The sequence below is a fragment of the Stenotrophomonas sp. YJH_SMC_19 genome (assembly GCF_059367915.1).
Map to the genome: position 1 here is coordinate 183808 of NZ_JCAFRI010000005.1, position 15788 is coordinate 199595.

Genomic DNA, 15788 nt, shown 5'->3' on the forward strand with positions numbered 1-15788 from the left:
CCACCGGAGGCTGGCGCCCGCTGGAACGGCCTGCTGAGGCTGTGTCGGCCCGCCCTCTCCCTAGGAGGAGTACAGGTTCCGCCACATCCATCCGGCCACCGCCAGCCCCACCACCACCAGCATCAACGGCAGGCCGAAGCGGTGCCGCCACGGGATCGGCACCCCGCCCAGCTGCTGGTCCATGGTCTCGGTATCCAGCACCCAGCCGTGCCCGCACCGGGTGCAGGCCAGCTCGTAGCGGCGCTGGTAGGTGAGGCCAAACAGCAGGTCGATGCGCGCCATTTTGTAGCGCAGTTGCGGGGCGAACTCGGTTTCCGTCTGGCAGCGCAGGCAATGGTGGGCTTCGGTTGGGCCGACCACCACCACCCGCTCCTGCTGGCCGATCAGGATCATGGATCAGCGGCCCTGGCAGGCGGGTTGGGCCAGCAGCCAGGCTTCGGCAGCGGCCAAAGTGGCGGCATCACCCTCGATACGCTGGTCGGGCTCGATCTTCAAGCCATCACCACGATCATTGCGGTCGCGCATCACGGTGGTGGTCAGCAGCAGGCGACTGCCATCGGCAAGCGTCTGCACGACATTGCCAGTGGAGACACCCGCAGTGGGCTGACCGAAACTCCGCGCCTGCGGACGACCTCGCCACGCCAGCACCGAGGCCTCGCCCGAACTGCCGGTGCGCGGCCCGAACAGCACCGCCACCGGCGCGCGGGGCTGCCGCAGCACATAGCCGGACTGGCCGAAGTCCAGCACCGACTTGCCTGCACGCTGCACGGCGGTCGCGGTCAACGTCCAGCGCTCAGGCCCCTGTGCAGTTTCGAACGACCCCACATCTTCGTTGTTCACTACCGAGGTGCGCAGCAGCGGTGCCATGCCCAGCAGCATCGGCCACATGTTGCCACCGCTGTTGTCACGCAGGTCGACGATCCAGCCACAGCGCGCGCCGTCGTCCTTGCTGCGGATGACCTGCTGCCACCGCGCGGCACGCTGGATGTCCTGGCGGAACTTTTCCTGCGGCGTCGCGCCCGGCGTGGAGGCGTAGCCCTCGATGACCACCCAGCCGATGCGCATATCCACCGCATCGGCCGCCTTGGCCCGGTCCACGGCGGCGGCGCCGGCCTGCTGCGCGCGCGCAAGGAATTCGCTCTGGCGCTGGGACGTCGTCCATACGCCGTGATTGCCCGTGCTGACCGCAATGGCTTCGCGCAGAACGGCCAGCCGTTGCGCGGGGTCGCCCTGCGCCGATTGCAGGCGTACGCGGGTGGCGGCCCAGTCCACCCGATCGCGATACAGCGCCTGGCGTTCAAGCAGATTGAGGATCTCGGCTTGGGCCACCGGCGAGGGCACCTCGACCGCGCCTGGCGTATCGGCCATGGCGCCGGTCGCCAGCAACACGAGCATCAGCGCGCCGATGCGACGCACTCCCTTGCGAACCTGCATGTGACGTTTCCTTGTCGTTGAGGCAGGCGCACAGCATAGCCCGCAGGTGATGGCTTTCGCCATGCGCGAACTGTCGTATCTGGCCCCGCCGCGGGTTGCAGCAAGACAGCGTGCACGCGATCAGTAAATTGCAACTTTGCCCATGTCATTGCCACGTAGAACGCGAGAAGGTTGCCTCCGTCGGCGCCTCCTGCGCTGGCCGGGATTGGCGTCCTGAATCAAACATCGAAACGATCGAGTTGCCGCCTCAGCGGCAATCGCGACAATGCACCGGCTTGCCCATGGCGGGCGGTGCGTGGGGATCCTCGTGATCCGTCGGCTTTTTTTCGTTTCGATTTTGACCGGCACGCCAACCCGCACCGCCCGCCACCTTGCACGCCGCAGGTGGCCTTGCCTCGTGAGGTTGCCGCCATGAACACGCCCCACCCCACCTATCCACGCCTGCAGGCATTGCTCGGCGCTGCACTGCCCGGCCTGCAGCTGCCCACTACCGCCGCCGAAGCGTTGGAAGATGCACTCGCCGAAGCCAACGAACAGGCGCCGCCCTCCGCATTCTTCGCGCGGTTGCGCGGCATCGCTCACAGCCACGCAGCCGACGGCCAGGCGTGGCGCGAGCGGCAACTCAGCGAGGGGCGCGGTCGGGAACTGGCCGAGGCGACGCGTTGCCTGGCGGCGTTGTCTGCGTGCGGCGGGGTACTGCTGGCTGCACAGTCTGCGCGCGAGACGGACGATGCGCAGGCGCAGTGTCCGCCGCAGGTGGAGGAATGCCTGCTGCAAGCGGTGGTGGTGTTGGCCGATCATGCCAGCGCGCTGGTGGAAGCGGATGCGTGCGCACCGCTGCTGTAGAGCCGAGCCGTTGCTCGGCTGCGCGGAGGTCATGGCATCGGTGGGATTCGTGCCGACCGAGGTCGGCACCTACCAGAGCGGATCATGGCGTCGATTGGCCCTGTGCCGACCAAGGTCGGCACCTACCAGCAGGTCATGGCAGCGAGAAGCATCGTGTCGGCCAAGGTCGGCGCCTACCAGAGCGGGTCATGACATCTGCACCGCGCGCTACCAGTCCGCGCGCAGGCCGATGTTGCCTTCGATGATGCGGCGCTTCTCGTTGCGATCGCCACCCAGTTCGCGGGTGTAGTCGGCCACCGCGTACGCACTGATGGTGCGGTTGAAGCGCCCGACCACACCGACGCCGGCCTCCAGTGCACGCGAGCGCTGCGAATTGATGATCGTGTCGTTGTCGAAGCCGACGCGGTCTTCGCCGGAACGGCCATGCCAGTAGTTGAGCTTGAAGTACGGCTGCCAGCCGTTGTCGGCCAGCTGATAGTCGCCGGCAAGGCGCAGGCCGATGCGGCCGGTCCAGGCGTTGTCGTTGTCGAAGCGTACGCTCGACACCTCATCGCGGCGGTCGTCCAGCGAGGTGCGTTGCCAGATCACCTGCACCTGCGGTTCCAGCCACCACGCCGACTGCCCGAAGTGCAGCAGCGGTTTGCCCGCCTCCACCGACACGCTGGTGCCATCACCCTTGATCCCGAAGCCGAGCCCGCGCGAGGAACGTACGCGGCCGTCGTAGCGGCTCTGCATCGCCACGGCGTCGATGTAGCCGCCACTGCTGTCGGTGAAGGTCCAGTACAGGCCCACGTGCTTGTCGTCCAGGCGGTTCTGGCCTACCTGCACGTTCTCCCAGCCCAGTGCCAGGCCGGTGGTCTTGCCCTGCGCGCGGGTGCGGCCGACGAACACGCCGATCTGGTTGCGGTGGTTGTCAGAGGCAGCAGCCCACACATCCAGACCGGCCTGCAGGCCCATCACATCGCCATCGAAGCCGGGCTGCGAATCGCCCTTCCAGTGGATCTCGCTGCTCTGCCCCACCAGACGGCCCCAGGCGGTGCGGAACGCACCCTGGCTGTACAGCAGGCGCTGCTCGCCCTGCCGCTCGTGGAAGGTACCCAGGCTGGCCAGCGAGGTCTCGCGCAGCAGCGGCGGCACCACGGCATAGGCAGCAGTCTCCACGCGGTACAGCGGCACCACCGCGCCTTCGGCGGGGCGTGCGCCCGGCGTCGGCGGCGCACCGGTTCCGGGCAGCGCACCGCCGGCCACCGGCACGTCCGGTACCGCTGGATCACTGGGCGGCGCCACAGGCGCCGGTTCCGGTGGCGGCGGCGGTGGTGCGGTCTCGCCGGCTGTCAGGTCTGGATCGGGGGCGCCTTCGGGCGGCGGCGGCGGTGCCGGGGTGATCGGTGGCGGTGGTGCGACGGGTGGCGTCGGCGGCGGCGGCACGCCATTGATACCGCTTCCGTTTGGCGCTGGTGCCGGGCCGGCCACCAGGGTCGAGCGCAGGTACCAGTTCTCGCTGGTACCGGCACTGACACCCCCCTTGAACAGGAAGTACTCGTAGGCGCCGGCCGCCACCGGCGCGAACAGCGAGAACGCACCCGGCGCGGTGCGGCCACCATTCAAGGCCTGCACCACCAGGATGCCATCGGCCAACGTGGCAGCGCCGCTGCCGCCGGCATTGAGCACGCCGATGCCGGTCGTGCCGGTGACGGCACCACCATCGATCACCAGGCGGTCGCTGGTTGAATTATCGGCCCCCAGAACGGTGCGCAGGTACAGACCACCACCGTCACCGCGGTAGTTGCCACGCACGGTGAACACGTCGCCGGCGCCAGTACCGGTCAGGTCGATGCGCCCGGCATTGACCATCTCCACCAGTGCACCACTGTTGAACGGACGGACGGCATGGCTGCCACTGCCCGCGTAGACGGTGCTGGTGTCATCCACCGTGAGCGTGCCGGTGCCGGTTCCGCTGTCGCCCAGCACCAGATCGCCATCAAAGGTCAGCTCGGTGCTGTTGGCCAGGCTGATCGCCTCCCAGTTCTGGAAGCGGCCCACGCCCGTGGTCTTGACGTTGTTGAAGTTGAGCTGGTCGATGCCACTGCCGCCGTCGAACAGCGGCACCGCACCGAGGTTGCCCTGGTTGAGGCTGCTGAGGTTGGCCACATCGTTGTCCGGCCCCATGTCGATCGCGCCGTAGACGATGCCACCGCCACTCCAGTTGAAGGTGTCGCTGCCCGTACTGAGCAGCACCTGCCCGCGCACGGTGCCATCGGTGATGGTCACGCTGTCGTTGCCGCCACTGACACTGATGTTGCCGCCGATGTAGGCCGTGCCCGAGATGATGATGGTGTCGGTGTCGAAGCCGGTCACCACGTTGCCGTCAACCGTACCGCCAGACTGGTCCCACAGGTTCTTGTCCAGCTTCATGTTGACGCGGCCGATGCGGCCAGCGGTCATCCAGGCCTGGTCGCCATCCTCGAACGCGCCGATGATGCGGCCACCGCTCATGCGGAAGGTATCGATGTTGTCGCCCTGCTGCAGCGCGCCGATGGTGCCGCCACTCATGATGAAATCATCGCGGCCACTGCCCTGCGCCACCACGCCGGTGACGGCGCCGCCGGTGACGGTCATCTGGTCATCGCCGCCGCCCTGGTCGACGCTGTCGATCGTGCCATCGCTGAGCAGCAGCACATCATTGCCATCGCCCTGCAGGACGCCGCCGGTGATGCTGCCGCTCTGCATCTCGAGGCGATCATTGCCCGCATCGAACTGTACGCCGGTGCGCCCGCTGATCGCTCCTCGATTGACCAGCACGCTGTCGCCCGCACCGACGAACTGCAGGGCGGTGTTGTTGCCGGTGCTGATGCTGCCGGTGTTGTCGACGCGGCTGCCACCCCCAAGCTGCACGGTTACACCGCCGACCGAACTGATCGCGCCCTGGTTTGACAGCAGGTGACCACCGGCGCCGACCAGCGCGATGGCCGATCCACCACCACTCTGCTGCAGCTGTGCACCGGCGGCGACATTGACGGTGATGCCGGCCGCACCATTTGCGGCAACGGGAGTGGTCTGCGGATTCGGCGCGTTTGTATCACAGGTGACCGTCTGGCCGGCGGTCGGTGCCGGGCTGTTGCAGCCGGCCCAGGCAACGCTGGCGGTCGTCAGAAGCAGGGAGGGAACGGCGAGGGCCTGCAACACGGAAACAGCAAGGCGGCGCGGACGGAACGCACGCGGAACGGCACGGTACATGGGGCACTCCTGGGCGGGAAATCAGGAACTGCGTATGTGCGGCACGGCGCTTGCAGTCTGCCGTGTGGTGAACCATTTCGATAGGTGAACTTGCGTGCGGGAAATCACAGTTCAGATGTGAAATCGCCCAGCCCTCACACCGATGTGATGTGGCTGAAATCGTTCATTTTTTCCGGCATCCGGAATCACGCGCAAAGCATCCATGCATGGCGTGGATCTACTGATCCTGCATCGCCAGTCGATTCGCTCACGGCACTGGTAAATCTACGCCATGCGTGGATGCCGTTGACGGAGGGGGTCAGATCTTCAGGTAGATCTTCCGCTTATCCAGCCACCACGCCACGCCCCACCACAGTGCGACGAACACCAGCGCCTGCAGCATCGACGCCAGCTCCAGCGCCTGCGGCATCGCGGTGGCCAGCTGCTGCCAGATCCACCCCCAGATCCCGGTGGCCATCAGCACCACCGACATCACCGATGCCCCCAGGTACGCGGTGATCGCATTGACCCCGAAGCGCCGGCCGAGTGCCGGCCATCCCTTCTGGTCGATCAGCACGTGGCCCAGCCACAGCGCCAGCGCGGCCAGGCCGCCGGTCCACAGCACGTAGCTGGGCGTCCACAGCTGCTTGTTCAACGGCAGCACCACGGCCAGCAGCAGGCCCAGCACAGCGGTCGCCACGCCCAGCCCTGCCAATGCCGCCGAACGCACGTTGCGCAGCAGGCCACCGGCAAGCAGGCCGAGCACGGTACTGGCCAGCGCCCCCAGCGTGCTCAGCAATCCTTCCGGGTCATGGCCCAGGCCGGTATCGGCATGCCACTGGTAGATCCACGGTGCGAACAGCGCGGTATCCAGGCGGCTGGCCGGGTTGGTCCACGGCGCCAGGTCGCCGATGCCCAGCAGCAACACGGTGTACCCCACCAGCAGCGCGATCAAAGCGCCCACCTGCACGCGTGGTCGCACGTAGACCGCCAGTACGCCCACCAACGCCGCACACACCGCGATGCGTTGCAGCACGCCCCAGATGCGGAAGTGATGCGTATCCAGTGCCCACCAGATCAACAGGTGCAGCAGCGCACCGGCCACCAGGATGCGCAGCGCGCGCTCCAGCACGCCGCGCGCCAACGCGGGTCGCGCCGCCGCATCCTGCGCGCGCGGTGCCACGCTGAAGGCCATCGACACGCCCACCAGGAACAGGAAGAACGGGAACACCAGGTCGGTGGGCGTGCAGCCATGCCATTCCGAGTGACGCAGCGGCGCAAACACCGCACTCCAGTCACCCGGGTTATTGACCAGCAGCATCGCCGCCACGGTGATGCCGCGCAGGGCATCGATCGAGCCCAGCCGGCGTGGCGGCGAACTGTTCATCAGGCGGCCTCGTACTGCCCGGCAATCCAGGTGCCCCGCACCTGCAGGGCATCATCCAGCAGCACCAGGTCGGCCTGGTAACCCTCGGCGATATGGCCCAGGCGGTCGTCGACGTTGAGGAACTGCGCCGGGTAAGTCGAGGCCATGCGCGCGGCTTCGGCCAGCGGCTGGCCGAGCAGCTGCACGGTGTTGCGCACCGCAGTGGCCATGTCCAGCGCCGAGCCGGCCAGCGAACCGGCGGCATTGCGCACCACGCCGTTGATGGCGGTGATGGTTTCGCCATACAGCACGTAACTGGGATCGTCGGCGCCAACCGGCGGCATCGCATCGGTCACCAGCAGCAGGCGACCGCGCGGCTTGGCTGCCAGTGCCACGCGCAGGCTGGCCGGGTGCACATGCACGCCATCGACAATGATGCCGATCCAGCTGTCGCGGTCCTCGAGCGCAGCGCCCACCGCACCGGGCTCACGCCCCTGCAGCGGCGACATCGCGTTGTACAGGTGGGTGAAGCCACGCACGCCGGCATCCAGGCCGGCACGAATCTCTTCGTAGGTTCCAGCCGTGTGGCCAGCGGCGACGATCACGCCGCGCTCGACCAGCGCGCGGATGGTTTCCAGCGGCACGCGTTCCGGTGCCAGTGTCAGCAGGGTCACGCCATTGTCCAGCGAGGCGGCCAGCGCGATTTCTTCTTCGTCCGGCACGCGGAACTTGCTGGGATCGTGGGTGCCCTTGCGCGCCGGCGCGATGTACGGGCCTTCCAGGTGGATGCCGATCACGCCGGGCACACCCTGCGCGATCGCTTCGCGCATCGCAGCGATTGCGTCGCGCATCACACCCACGTCGTCGCTGATCAGCGTTGGCAGCATCGCGGTGGTGCCGAAGCGGCGGTGCGCCTGCGCGATGGTGCGCAGCGAGGCGACATCGGGCGTGTTGTTGAACAGCGCGCCGCCGCCACCATTGACCTGCACGTCGATGAAGCCGGGCAGCAGCCAACCGCCGCCCAGGTCCACCTGCTCTGCAGCGTGGCCCAGCTGCGGTGCCGCATCGGGCAGCAGCGCGCTGATGCGACCGTCCTCGATCACCACCGCCAGATCGTCGCGGAATTCATCGCCGGCGAGAATGCGGGCATTGCGCAGGACCGTCGCCATCACACCGTCTCCGTGACCTTGTTCAGATGCGGCGGCAGGTCCGGGTTGAAGCCACGACGCAGCGCCAGCGCGTTGATTGCGCGGTAGAAGCTCTGCACGGTCAGCAGCGGTGCGCACAGCGGATGCGGTGCGGCCGCCACCGGAAGGTTGCCGCCAGCACCGGCCATCCATACCTGCGCGCCGCGCGCGGTGAATTCTTCGACAACGGCACGGGTACCAGCGCCGGTTTCGTCCGGCTGGGCAAAGGCCAGTACCGGGAAGCCACGATCAACCAGCGCCATCGGGCCGTGCTTCACTTCAGCCGAGCTGTAGGCTTCGGCATGCAGGCTGCAGGTTTCCTTGAACTTCAGCGCCGCTTCCTGCGCCGCCCCCAGGCCAAGGCCACGGCCGAGCACGAACAGGTTGGTGGCCTCGACCAGGCCTTCGGTCACCGCGCTCCAGTCGCACTGCCACGCCTCACGCAGCGCATCGGGCAGCAGGTCCAGCGCCGCACGCAGGCTGCTGTCCTGCTTCCAGTACGCGGCCAGCTGCAGCAGCGCGGCCAGCGACGCCAGGTAACTCTTGGTGGCCGCCACGCTCTTTTCGGCGCCGGCATGCAGCGGAATGACCGTATCGGCCAGCTGCGCCAGCGGCGAATCCTCGACATTGACCAGCGCGATCACGCGCGCACCGGCGGCCTTGGCGGCCTCGGCATTGCGCAGCAGGTCGGGGCTCTTGCCCGACTGCGAGATGACGATGAACAGCGCGCCGCGCAGCTGCAGTGGTGCGGCATAGACCGAACCCACCGACGGCGAAGCCGATGCGACTACCAAGCCCAGCTGGGTTTCCAGCAGGTACTTGCCATAGGTGGCGGCATGGTCGGAGCTGCCGCGTGCGCAGGTGACCACGAACGGCGGCGGCGCCGCGCGCAGGCTGGCGGCCAGGGTTTCCATGGTGGCGTGGTTGCGCGAGAACTGGCGCGCGACCACGTCGGCCGCTTCAGCGGCCTCGGCGAACATCAGGGTGGACGTGGGGTCTGACAGCGACATGGCAGGCTCAGGCAGGATCGGAAGGAAGGGGGCGTGCGCCGGCGGGGCGCATCGGCGCGGTCGAACCACGCACCACCAGCTGCGGCACGAAGCCCTGGTTGTGCAGCGGCGCCGGCGCGTCGTCGTAGGCATCGCTGCGCAGCTGCGCGATCAGCAGGCGCGCGGCGTGGCGGGCGATGTCTTCGGTGGCCTGCTTGGCCGTGGTCAGCGGCGGCCACGACTGGCGCGAGAACGGGCTGTCCTCGAAACCGGCGATGGACAGGTCGTACGGCACGTTCATGCCGGCCGACTTTGCGGCTGCCAGTACCCCGGCGGCGATTTCATCGTTGGAACCGAAGATGGCGGTAGGTGGCTCGCGCAGCGCCAGCAGGCGGCGCGCACCGCGGAAACCGTCATCGAAGGTGTAGTCGCCCTGCACCACCAGGTGCTTGTCCACGGTCATGCCGTAGTCCTTCAGCGCGGCTTCGTAACCGGCGTAGCGCTCGCCCGAAGACCGGTGCGAGCTGCCGCCCCAGAGGAAGCCGATGCGCTGGTGGCCCAGCTGGATCAGGTGCTCGGTGATCTCGTAGGCGGCCTCGCGGTCGTCCACGAACACACAGGCGCCATCGGCCGGGTCTTCGGTGGCGGCGATGATGCGCACCAGCTTGATGCCGCGCGCGGTCAGCGCCTGGATCAGGTCGCGGCGCTCGGACATCGGTGCGGTCAGCACCAGCCCGGCCAGGCGCGAACGCTGCACCCAGTCGGCCAGTTCATCGGCCAGCAGCGGCGAGCTGGAATCGCAGGGATGGATCTGCAGCCCGAACCCGGTCTCGCGGCAGGCGGCGAGCACGCCGTTCTGCACGCCGATGATGTGGTATGGGTTCGGATTGTCGTAGACCAGCCCGATCACGAAGGTGGTGCCGCTGCGCAGGTTGCGCGCGGACGGATCGGGTTCGTAGTCGAGCTCGGCGATGGCACGCAGCACCCGCGCGCGGGTGGCCTGCATCACCGAGGGCTCGTTGTTGATCACGCGCGAGACCGTCTTCAGCGAGACCTTGGCTTTCTCCGCAACGTCCTTGATGGTCGCTCTGCGCATGGGTTTTCCCTGGGGTTGGCTGCCGTCCATCATCGCCGATCAGGCCTTGTCCTGCGGCAGGCCGGCGCGATGCCCGATCACCGAATAGAACAGGATGTACAGGTAGCACGGCACCATCAGCAGCACGAACACCAGCTGGAAGTCGATGTGCTGCTTGAGCACGGCGAACAGCTGCGGAATGATCGCGCCACCGGCGATGCCCATCACCAGCAGGGCCGAGCCGGTTTCGGTGAAGCGGCCCAGGCCACGGATCGCCAGCGGGAAGATGGCCGGCCACATCATGGCGTTGGCAAAGCCAAGCAGGGCCACGAAGGCTACCGACACATAGCCGTGGGTGGCCCAGGCGCCAAGGCAGAACACCACGCCCAGCACCGCCGAAATGGTCAGGTAGCGCGACTGCGAGACAACCTTGGGGATCAGCAGCAGGCCGACCACGTAACCGACCAGCATTGCGCCCAGGGTAAGCGAGGTGAACATCTTGGTCTGGTCCAGTGGCAGGTCGAAACCATGGCCGTAGGTACCGATGGCATCGCCGGCCATCACCTCCACGCCCACGTAGACGAACAGGCACAGCACGCCCAGCCACAGGTGCGGAAACTGGAAGATGCTGCGCCGTTCGGCGGCACCGGCCGCAACCGGCGTGGCATTGGCTTCGGACGACTTGATTTCCGGCAGCGGCGAGAACAGCACGGCCACCGCCAGCAGCACCAGCAGGCCGGCCATGGCCAGGTACGGCGCATGGATCTTGGCGGCGAATTCGTTGAGCAGCTGCGCCTTGGTCGCTTCATCGGCAGCGGCCACCGTGGCCGACAGATCACCGATGCCATGCAGCACCACGGTACCGATCAGCACCGGCGCCAGCATGCCGGCGATCTTGTTGCAGATGCCCATCAGCGCGATGCGGCGTGCCGCGGTCTCGATGGGCCCAAGGATGGAGATGTAGGGGTTGATCGCGGTCTGCAGCAGGGCCAGGCCGCTGCCGATCACGAACAGGCCGCCGAGCGCGCCCGGATACCAGCGCTGGGTGGCGAATTCGCCGAACAGCGCGGCGCCCCCGGCCATCACCAGCAGGCTCAGGCTCAGGCCCTTCTTCATGCCGGTGCGGCGCAGGATCCACGATGACGGCAGGGCCAGGAAGAAGTAGGACAGGTAGAACACCATCAGCACCAGGAAGGCGCCGACCTCGCTGAGTTCGAAGGCGAGCTTGACGAAGGTGATCAGCGGGCCGTTGAGCCAGGTGAAGAAGCCGATCAGGAAGAACAGCACGCCGACGATGGCGATGGAGGTGGCCACGTTCGGGCGCACGCTTGCAGCGGAGACGGCGGACATCGGGAAGGGCTCCTGCGGCGACGGCCGCAGAACGCGGCGTCGGAGAGTGGCTGGGAACAACGTTGTCACATTCTTTCGATGGACAACCGCGGTTTGTCAACTTCCCCGCGGGGCCGCGTGAACCTCGTGCTGCACTGCGCAACCCGATGGCAGCGGATCGTGCTGAATGCGCCGCAGCCCTTTAGCCCCGTGCAGCAACGGCTCCAGCGTGAAACCCATGCTCACGCCATGTAAACGTTTACTGCACGCCGCATTCGTTGCGACGCAGCAACGAAAGTGTCACGAACTCGTTGACATCGTTGTCAGCGCGGTTACAGACTCCGCCCCAATCGCCGCCCTCGAACCTTGGGGACGGCCCCACCTGCAGCAGGAGCCCGCGTGACCGCCAGCCACCCCGCCCCGGCCCATGTCCTGTCCCGAATCGCGCCCTCGTTCCTGGCCGCCGACGTCGGTGGCACCCATGTGCGCGTGGCCCGGGTCCAGGCCAGCGGTGATGCCGCCCATCCGGTGCAGGTGCTGGAGTACCGCAAGTACCGCAACGCCGACCATGCAGGCCTCAGCGCGATCCTGTCCGACTTCCTCGGCGAAGGCCCGCGGCCCACGCACTGCGTGGTCGCCAGTGCCGGCTACGCCCGCGAGGACGGCACGGTGATCACCGCCAACCTGCCGTGGCCGCTGTCGGCGCGCCAGGTGGAAGCCGACGTCGGCCTGCAGCGGGTCTTCATCGTCAACGACTTCGAAGCCGTGGCCTATGCCGCTGCGCAGGTTGACGCCAGTGGCGTGCTGCACCTGTGCGGACCGGAAACCGCCGCCCGCGGCCCGACCCTGGTGGTCGGCCCCGGTACCGGCCTCGGCGCCGCGCTGTGGATCCCCACCGCGCACGGCCCGGTGGTGCTCCCGACCGAAGCCGGCCAGCCGACCCTGGCCGCCAGCACTGAACTGGAAATGGCCATCGTCCGCCACATGCAGCGCGACCGCGCGCATGTGTCGATCGAACATGCGATCTCCGGCCCGGGCCTGATGAACCTGTACCGCGCGGTATGCGCGCTGCAGGGCCAGGCGCCGACCCTGGCCAGCCCCGATGCGGTCACCGCTGCGGCCATGGCCGACAGCGATGCACATGCGCGCCAGGCGCTGGATGTGTTCTGCGGCCTGCTCGGCAGCACCATCGGCGACATGGCGCTGTTCTACGGCGCCCATGGTGGCGTCTACCTGGCCGGCGGCATCCTGCCGCAGATCCGCGAATACCTGCACGCCAGCACCTTCGTCGAACGCTACCTGCAGAAGGGGCCGATGGGCGAAGCGCTGGCACGCATCCCGGTGAAGGTCGTCGAGCACGGCCAGCTGGGCGTGGTCGGCGCTGCCAGCTGGTACCTGCAGCAGCAGTCGGCCGCCTGACACCGCAACAGGCTTCAACGCAATCGCAGCACGCAGTACGTGGCACGCCAACGCACGGGACTTCGCCGCCGCCCCGCGCATGTCATCGCAACCGTAATCGAACACCGCCGCCGGCATCCAATCGAGTGATGAGGAGAGACATCATGAACACCCGCAAGACCCTGCTTTCGGCCGCCATCGTCAGCTGCATCGCCTTCAGTGCACATGCGCAGCAGGCCGCCCAGACCGCCACCGACCTGGATACCGTGCAGGTCACCGGCATCCGTGGGTCGATGGAAAAATCGCTGGACACCAAGCGCGAAGCCAATGCGCGCGTGGAAGTGGTCACCGCCGAAGACGTGGGCAAGCTGCCCGCGCACAACGTCGCCGACACCCTGCAGCGCCTGCCGGGCGTGAACATCAGCTCGTCCAGCGCCGACGAAGGCGGCTTCGACGAAGCCGACCGCGTCAGCCTGCGTGGTACCAGCCCGAGCCTGACCCAGACCCTGATCAACGGCCACACCGTCGGCACCGCCGACTGGTTCGTGCTCAGCCAGGGCAACAACGTCGGCCGCAGCGTGAGCTACTCGTTGCTGCCGTCGGAACTGGTGCGCTCGGTGGAAGTGAACAAGTCCTCGCAGGCCAAGCTGCAGGACGGCGGCACCACCGGTACCGTCAACATCCTCACCCGCAAGCCGCTGGAATTCTCCAAGCAGCTCACTGCGGAAGGCTCCATCGGCATGGTGCGTTCGGACCAGGCCAAGTCCAACGACCCGCAGCTGTCGGCACTGTTCAACTACAAGAACGACGAAGGCAACTTCGGCGTGATGGTGCAGGCCTTCAGCCAGAAGCGCGAGCTGCGCCGCGAAGCGCAGGAAATCCCGGGCGGTTTCTTCCAGATCGATCCGAATGGCACCGTGGCCAAGTCCAACCCGGACCTGGCCGGCGTATACGCGCCGGGCCTGCTTGGCTCGACCCTGTTCGAACAGACCCGCGAGCGCAAGGGCGGCCTGGTGTCGCTGCAGTTCAAGCCGATGGACAACCTGACCCTGGGCCTGGAAGGCTTCAGCTCGGAACTGAAGGCGAACAACTACAACCGCAACTTCATGCTGTGGGGTGGCCGCATCCTCAACGACCGCACCGTTGAAGATGCCAATGGCAACAAGATCCTGATTCCGGGCCAGGCCCCGAATCCGGGTTACGTCATCAAGGATGGCGTACTGTCCAACGCCACCTTCGCCGGCCAGGCCGACCGCGACTACGCGGTGTACGACATGATCTACCGCGAGTCGAAGGCCAAGACCAACTACATCACCTTCGATGCCGACTGGCAGATCAGCGACAACCTGGGCATGAAATTCCAGGCTGGCAGCACCAAGGGCACCGGCGAAACGCCGCGCCAGTACATCGCCGAAGTCAACCTGGCCCGTGGTGGCGGCGCCACCTGGGCAACCCACGGCAACGGCTCGCCGATCGACTGGAACGTCGGTGGCAACATCGGCCCGAGCGGCGTGAGCGACTTCGGCACCTGGGGCAACCAGCAGGTCACCGCGATCGACAAGGAAAAGTGGGCCACGCTCGATTTCAACCAGTACTTCGCCGACGCTGGCGTACTGAACTCGATTGATTTCGGCGCCCGCTTCGGCGACCACAAGCGCGAGGCCAAGTCGCCGGAAGGCGCAACCCCGGGCGCGATCTGGAATGCGCTGAAGAACGGCGCCACCGCCAACTTCCCCGGTGGCTTCGCCAACGGCATCGGTGGCAGCTTCCCGCGTGACCTGTGGTACTTCACCCCGGGCGCACTGAAGGAAGCAGTGACCAACAACTCCACCTGGCTGTCCGGCAATGACGGCCCGACCGGCCGCCACAACTACGGCGCCGAGTGGACGGTGTCCGAGAAGAACTTCGCTGCCTACGTACAGGGCAACTTCAGCGGCGACCGCTGGAGCGGCAACGTCGGCCTGCGCTACGTCAACATCAAGCAGGATATCGATACCTACGCCGCCGCCACCGGCTCGACCGTGCCGGACGTGAGCAGCCTGTTCGGCGCGTGGACCCGCGAAGCTTTCGAGAACAAGCACAACCGTGTGCTGCCGAGCGCCAACTTCAAGTACGACCTGCGTGACGACCTGGTGCTGCGCGTGGCCGCCTCGCAGACCCAGACCCTGCCGGACTTCTCGGCACTGGGTGCCTCGTCCTACGGTTCGGACCTGAACCGGACCGGCGGTGGCGGCAATCCGAAGTTGAAGCCGGTGGTGTCGACCAACTTCGACGCCAACCTGGAGTGGTACTTCATGCCGCGCGGCATGTTGTCGATCGGTGCCTACTCGATGCGCCTGAAGGACTACGTCGCCTTCAGCACCGAGAAGGAAATGCTGTTCAGCGAGCTGACCAACCGTCTCGAGGAATACAACATCTCCCGCCCGCGCAATGCCGACGGCAAGGTCCGCGGTATCGAAGTGGCCTATGAGCAGCCGATCGGCGAGTACTTCGGTGTCAATGCCAACTACACCTACGCCGATGGCAGCACCGACCACACCTGGGCCGATGGCAGCGACAACCTGCTGGGTACTTCGAAGAACACCTACAACGTCGGTGCCTACTTCGAGAACGATACCTTCGGTGCACGCGTCAGCTACACCCGCCGTTCGTCGTTCCTGATCGGCCTGTCCGGCGCCAACCCGTACTACCAGGATGACTTCGGCACCCTGTCGGCGTCGCTGAGCTACAAGGCCACCGACTGGCTGAGCATCAGCTTCGATGCGCTCAACCTCAACAACCCGACCTACAAGTACTACCAGACCGCGGCCATCCCGACCTCGTTCTACAGCAACGGTCGCCAGTACTACCTCAACTTCCGCTTCAAGTACTGATCCAGCGGCGGCAACATCGCCGAGTCGTGCACGCACGCCGGGCCTGGGTCATTCCGGGCCCGGCGTTTTTCATGT

General features: G+C 66.9%; 11 protein-coding genes. 3 read left to right on the plus strand and 8 right to left on the minus strand.

All coding sequences use genetic code 11. The features are described from left to right. Positions 1-60: 60 nt before the first annotated feature. Both AC5P5R_RS08355 and AC5P5R_RS08360 read right to left on the minus strand, forming a co-directional pair. Positions 61-393: a hypothetical protein gene (locus tag AC5P5R_RS08355; protein ID WP_100438121.1), complete on the minus strand. Its 333-nt coding sequence runs from the start codon at positions 391-393 to the stop codon at positions 61-63. A gap of 3 nt (positions 394-396) precedes the next feature. Beyond that, positions 397-1434, minus strand: a complete 1038-nt coding sequence (locus AC5P5R_RS08360; protein ID WP_100438122.1) for a S41 family peptidase — start codon at positions 1432-1434, stop codon at positions 397-399. 411 nt (positions 1435-1845) lie between these two features. On the opposite strand from AC5P5R_RS08360, the gene AC5P5R_RS08365 reads away from it, so the two are divergent. After that, positions 1846-2280, plus strand: coding sequence for a hypothetical protein (locus AC5P5R_RS08365; protein WP_100438123.1), 435 nt, complete (start codon positions 1846-1848; stop codon positions 2278-2280). Positions 2281-2487: 207 nt separating this feature from the next. On the opposite strand, the gene AC5P5R_RS08370 is transcribed toward AC5P5R_RS08365, so the two are convergent. The 6 genes from AC5P5R_RS08370 to AC5P5R_RS08395 all read right to left on the minus strand — a co-directional run bounded on the left by AC5P5R_RS08370 (position 2488) and on the right by AC5P5R_RS08395 (position 11463). Continuing rightward, positions 2488-5517, minus strand: a complete 3030-nt coding sequence (locus AC5P5R_RS08370; protein ID WP_100438124.1) for an autotransporter family protein — start codon at positions 5515-5517, stop codon at positions 2488-2490. Between the two features lie 298 nt (positions 5518-5815). Next, entirely contained in the window at positions 5816-6883 is a 1068-nt protein-coding gene (locus tag AC5P5R_RS08375) for an acyltransferase family protein (RefSeq protein ID WP_100438125.1), read from the minus strand. Next, positions 6883-8031: an N-acetylglucosamine-6-phosphate deacetylase gene (gene nagA / locus AC5P5R_RS08380; RefSeq protein ID WP_100438126.1), complete on the minus strand. Its 1149-nt coding sequence runs from the start codon at positions 8029-8031 to the stop codon at positions 6883-6885. Before nagA ends, AC5P5R_RS08375 begins: the two co-directional genes overlap by 1 nt. Then, positions 8031-9059 (minus strand): SIS domain-containing protein, encoded by a 1029-nt coding sequence (locus AC5P5R_RS08385; RefSeq protein ID WP_005411044.1) that lies wholly within the window; start codon positions 9057-9059, stop codon positions 8031-8033. The genes nagA and AC5P5R_RS08385 overlap by 1 nt, the downstream gene beginning before the upstream one ends. 7 nt (positions 9060-9066) lie before the next feature. Then, positions 9067-10134 (minus strand): LacI family DNA-binding transcriptional regulator, encoded by a 1068-nt coding sequence (locus AC5P5R_RS08390; protein ID WP_005411045.1) that lies wholly within the window; start codon positions 10132-10134, stop codon positions 9067-9069. 39 nt (positions 10135-10173) lie between these two features. Further along, the gene (locus AC5P5R_RS08395; RefSeq protein ID WP_100438127.1) at positions 10174-11463 is read right to left on the minus strand and encodes a sugar MFS transporter; all 1290 of its coding nucleotides are present in this window, start codon (positions 11461-11463) and stop codon (positions 10174-10176) included. Positions 11464-11841: 378 nt separating this feature from the next. Between AC5P5R_RS08395 and AC5P5R_RS08400 the strand changes: the two genes are divergently transcribed. Beyond that, positions 11842-12861 carry a glucokinase family protein gene (locus AC5P5R_RS08400; RefSeq protein ID WP_024957032.1) on the plus strand — a complete coding sequence of 340 codons (1020 nt, stop codon included), beginning with the start codon at positions 11842-11844 and terminating at the stop codon, positions 12859-12861. A gap of 143 nt (positions 12862-13004) precedes the next feature. Further along, positions 13005-15713: a TonB-dependent receptor gene (locus AC5P5R_RS08405; RefSeq protein WP_024957033.1), complete on the plus strand. Its 2709-nt coding sequence runs from the start codon at positions 13005-13007 to the stop codon at positions 15711-15713. The last annotated feature ends 75 nt before the right edge of the window (positions 15714-15788 follow it).

What these genes read in the sequence shown, in the direction of transcription:
- AC5P5R_RS08355 (WP_100438121.1), bottom strand. Translation starts at nt 393, where the DNA reads ATGATCCTGATCGGCCAGCAGGAGCGGGTGGTGGTGGTCGGCCCAACC.
- AC5P5R_RS08405 (WP_024957033.1), top strand. Translation starts at nt 13,005, where the DNA reads ATGAACACCCGCAAGACCCTGCTTTCGGCCGCCATCGTCAGCTGCATC.
- AC5P5R_RS08365 (WP_100438123.1), top strand. Translation starts at nt 1,846, where the DNA reads ATGAACACGCCCCACCCCACCTATCCACGCCTGCAGGCATTGCTCGGC.
- AC5P5R_RS08375 (WP_100438125.1), bottom strand. Translation starts at nt 6,883, where the DNA reads ATGAACAGTTCGCCGCCACGCCGGCTGGGCTCGATCGATGCCCTGCGC.
- nagA (WP_100438126.1), bottom strand. Translation starts at nt 8,031, where the DNA reads ATGGCGACGGTCCTGCGCAATGCCCGCATTCTCGCCGGCGATGAATTC.
- AC5P5R_RS08390 (WP_005411045.1), bottom strand. Translation starts at nt 10,134, where the DNA reads ATGCGCAGAGCGACCATCAAGGACGTTGCGGAGAAAGCCAAGGTCTCG.
- AC5P5R_RS08360 (WP_100438122.1), bottom strand. Translation starts at nt 1,434, where the DNA reads ATGCAGGTTCGCAAGGGAGTGCGTCGCATCGGCGCGCTGATGCTCGTG.
- AC5P5R_RS08370 (WP_100438124.1), bottom strand. Translation starts at nt 5,517, where the DNA reads ATGTACCGTGCCGTTCCGCGTGCGTTCCGTCCGCGCCGCCTTGCTGTT.
- AC5P5R_RS08385 (WP_005411044.1), bottom strand. Translation starts at nt 9,059, where the DNA reads ATGTCGCTGTCAGACCCCACGTCCACCCTGATGTTCGCCGAGGCCGCT.
- AC5P5R_RS08395 (WP_100438127.1), bottom strand. Translation starts at nt 11,463, where the DNA reads ATGTCCGCCGTCTCCGCTGCAAGCGTGCGCCCGAACGTGGCCACCTCC.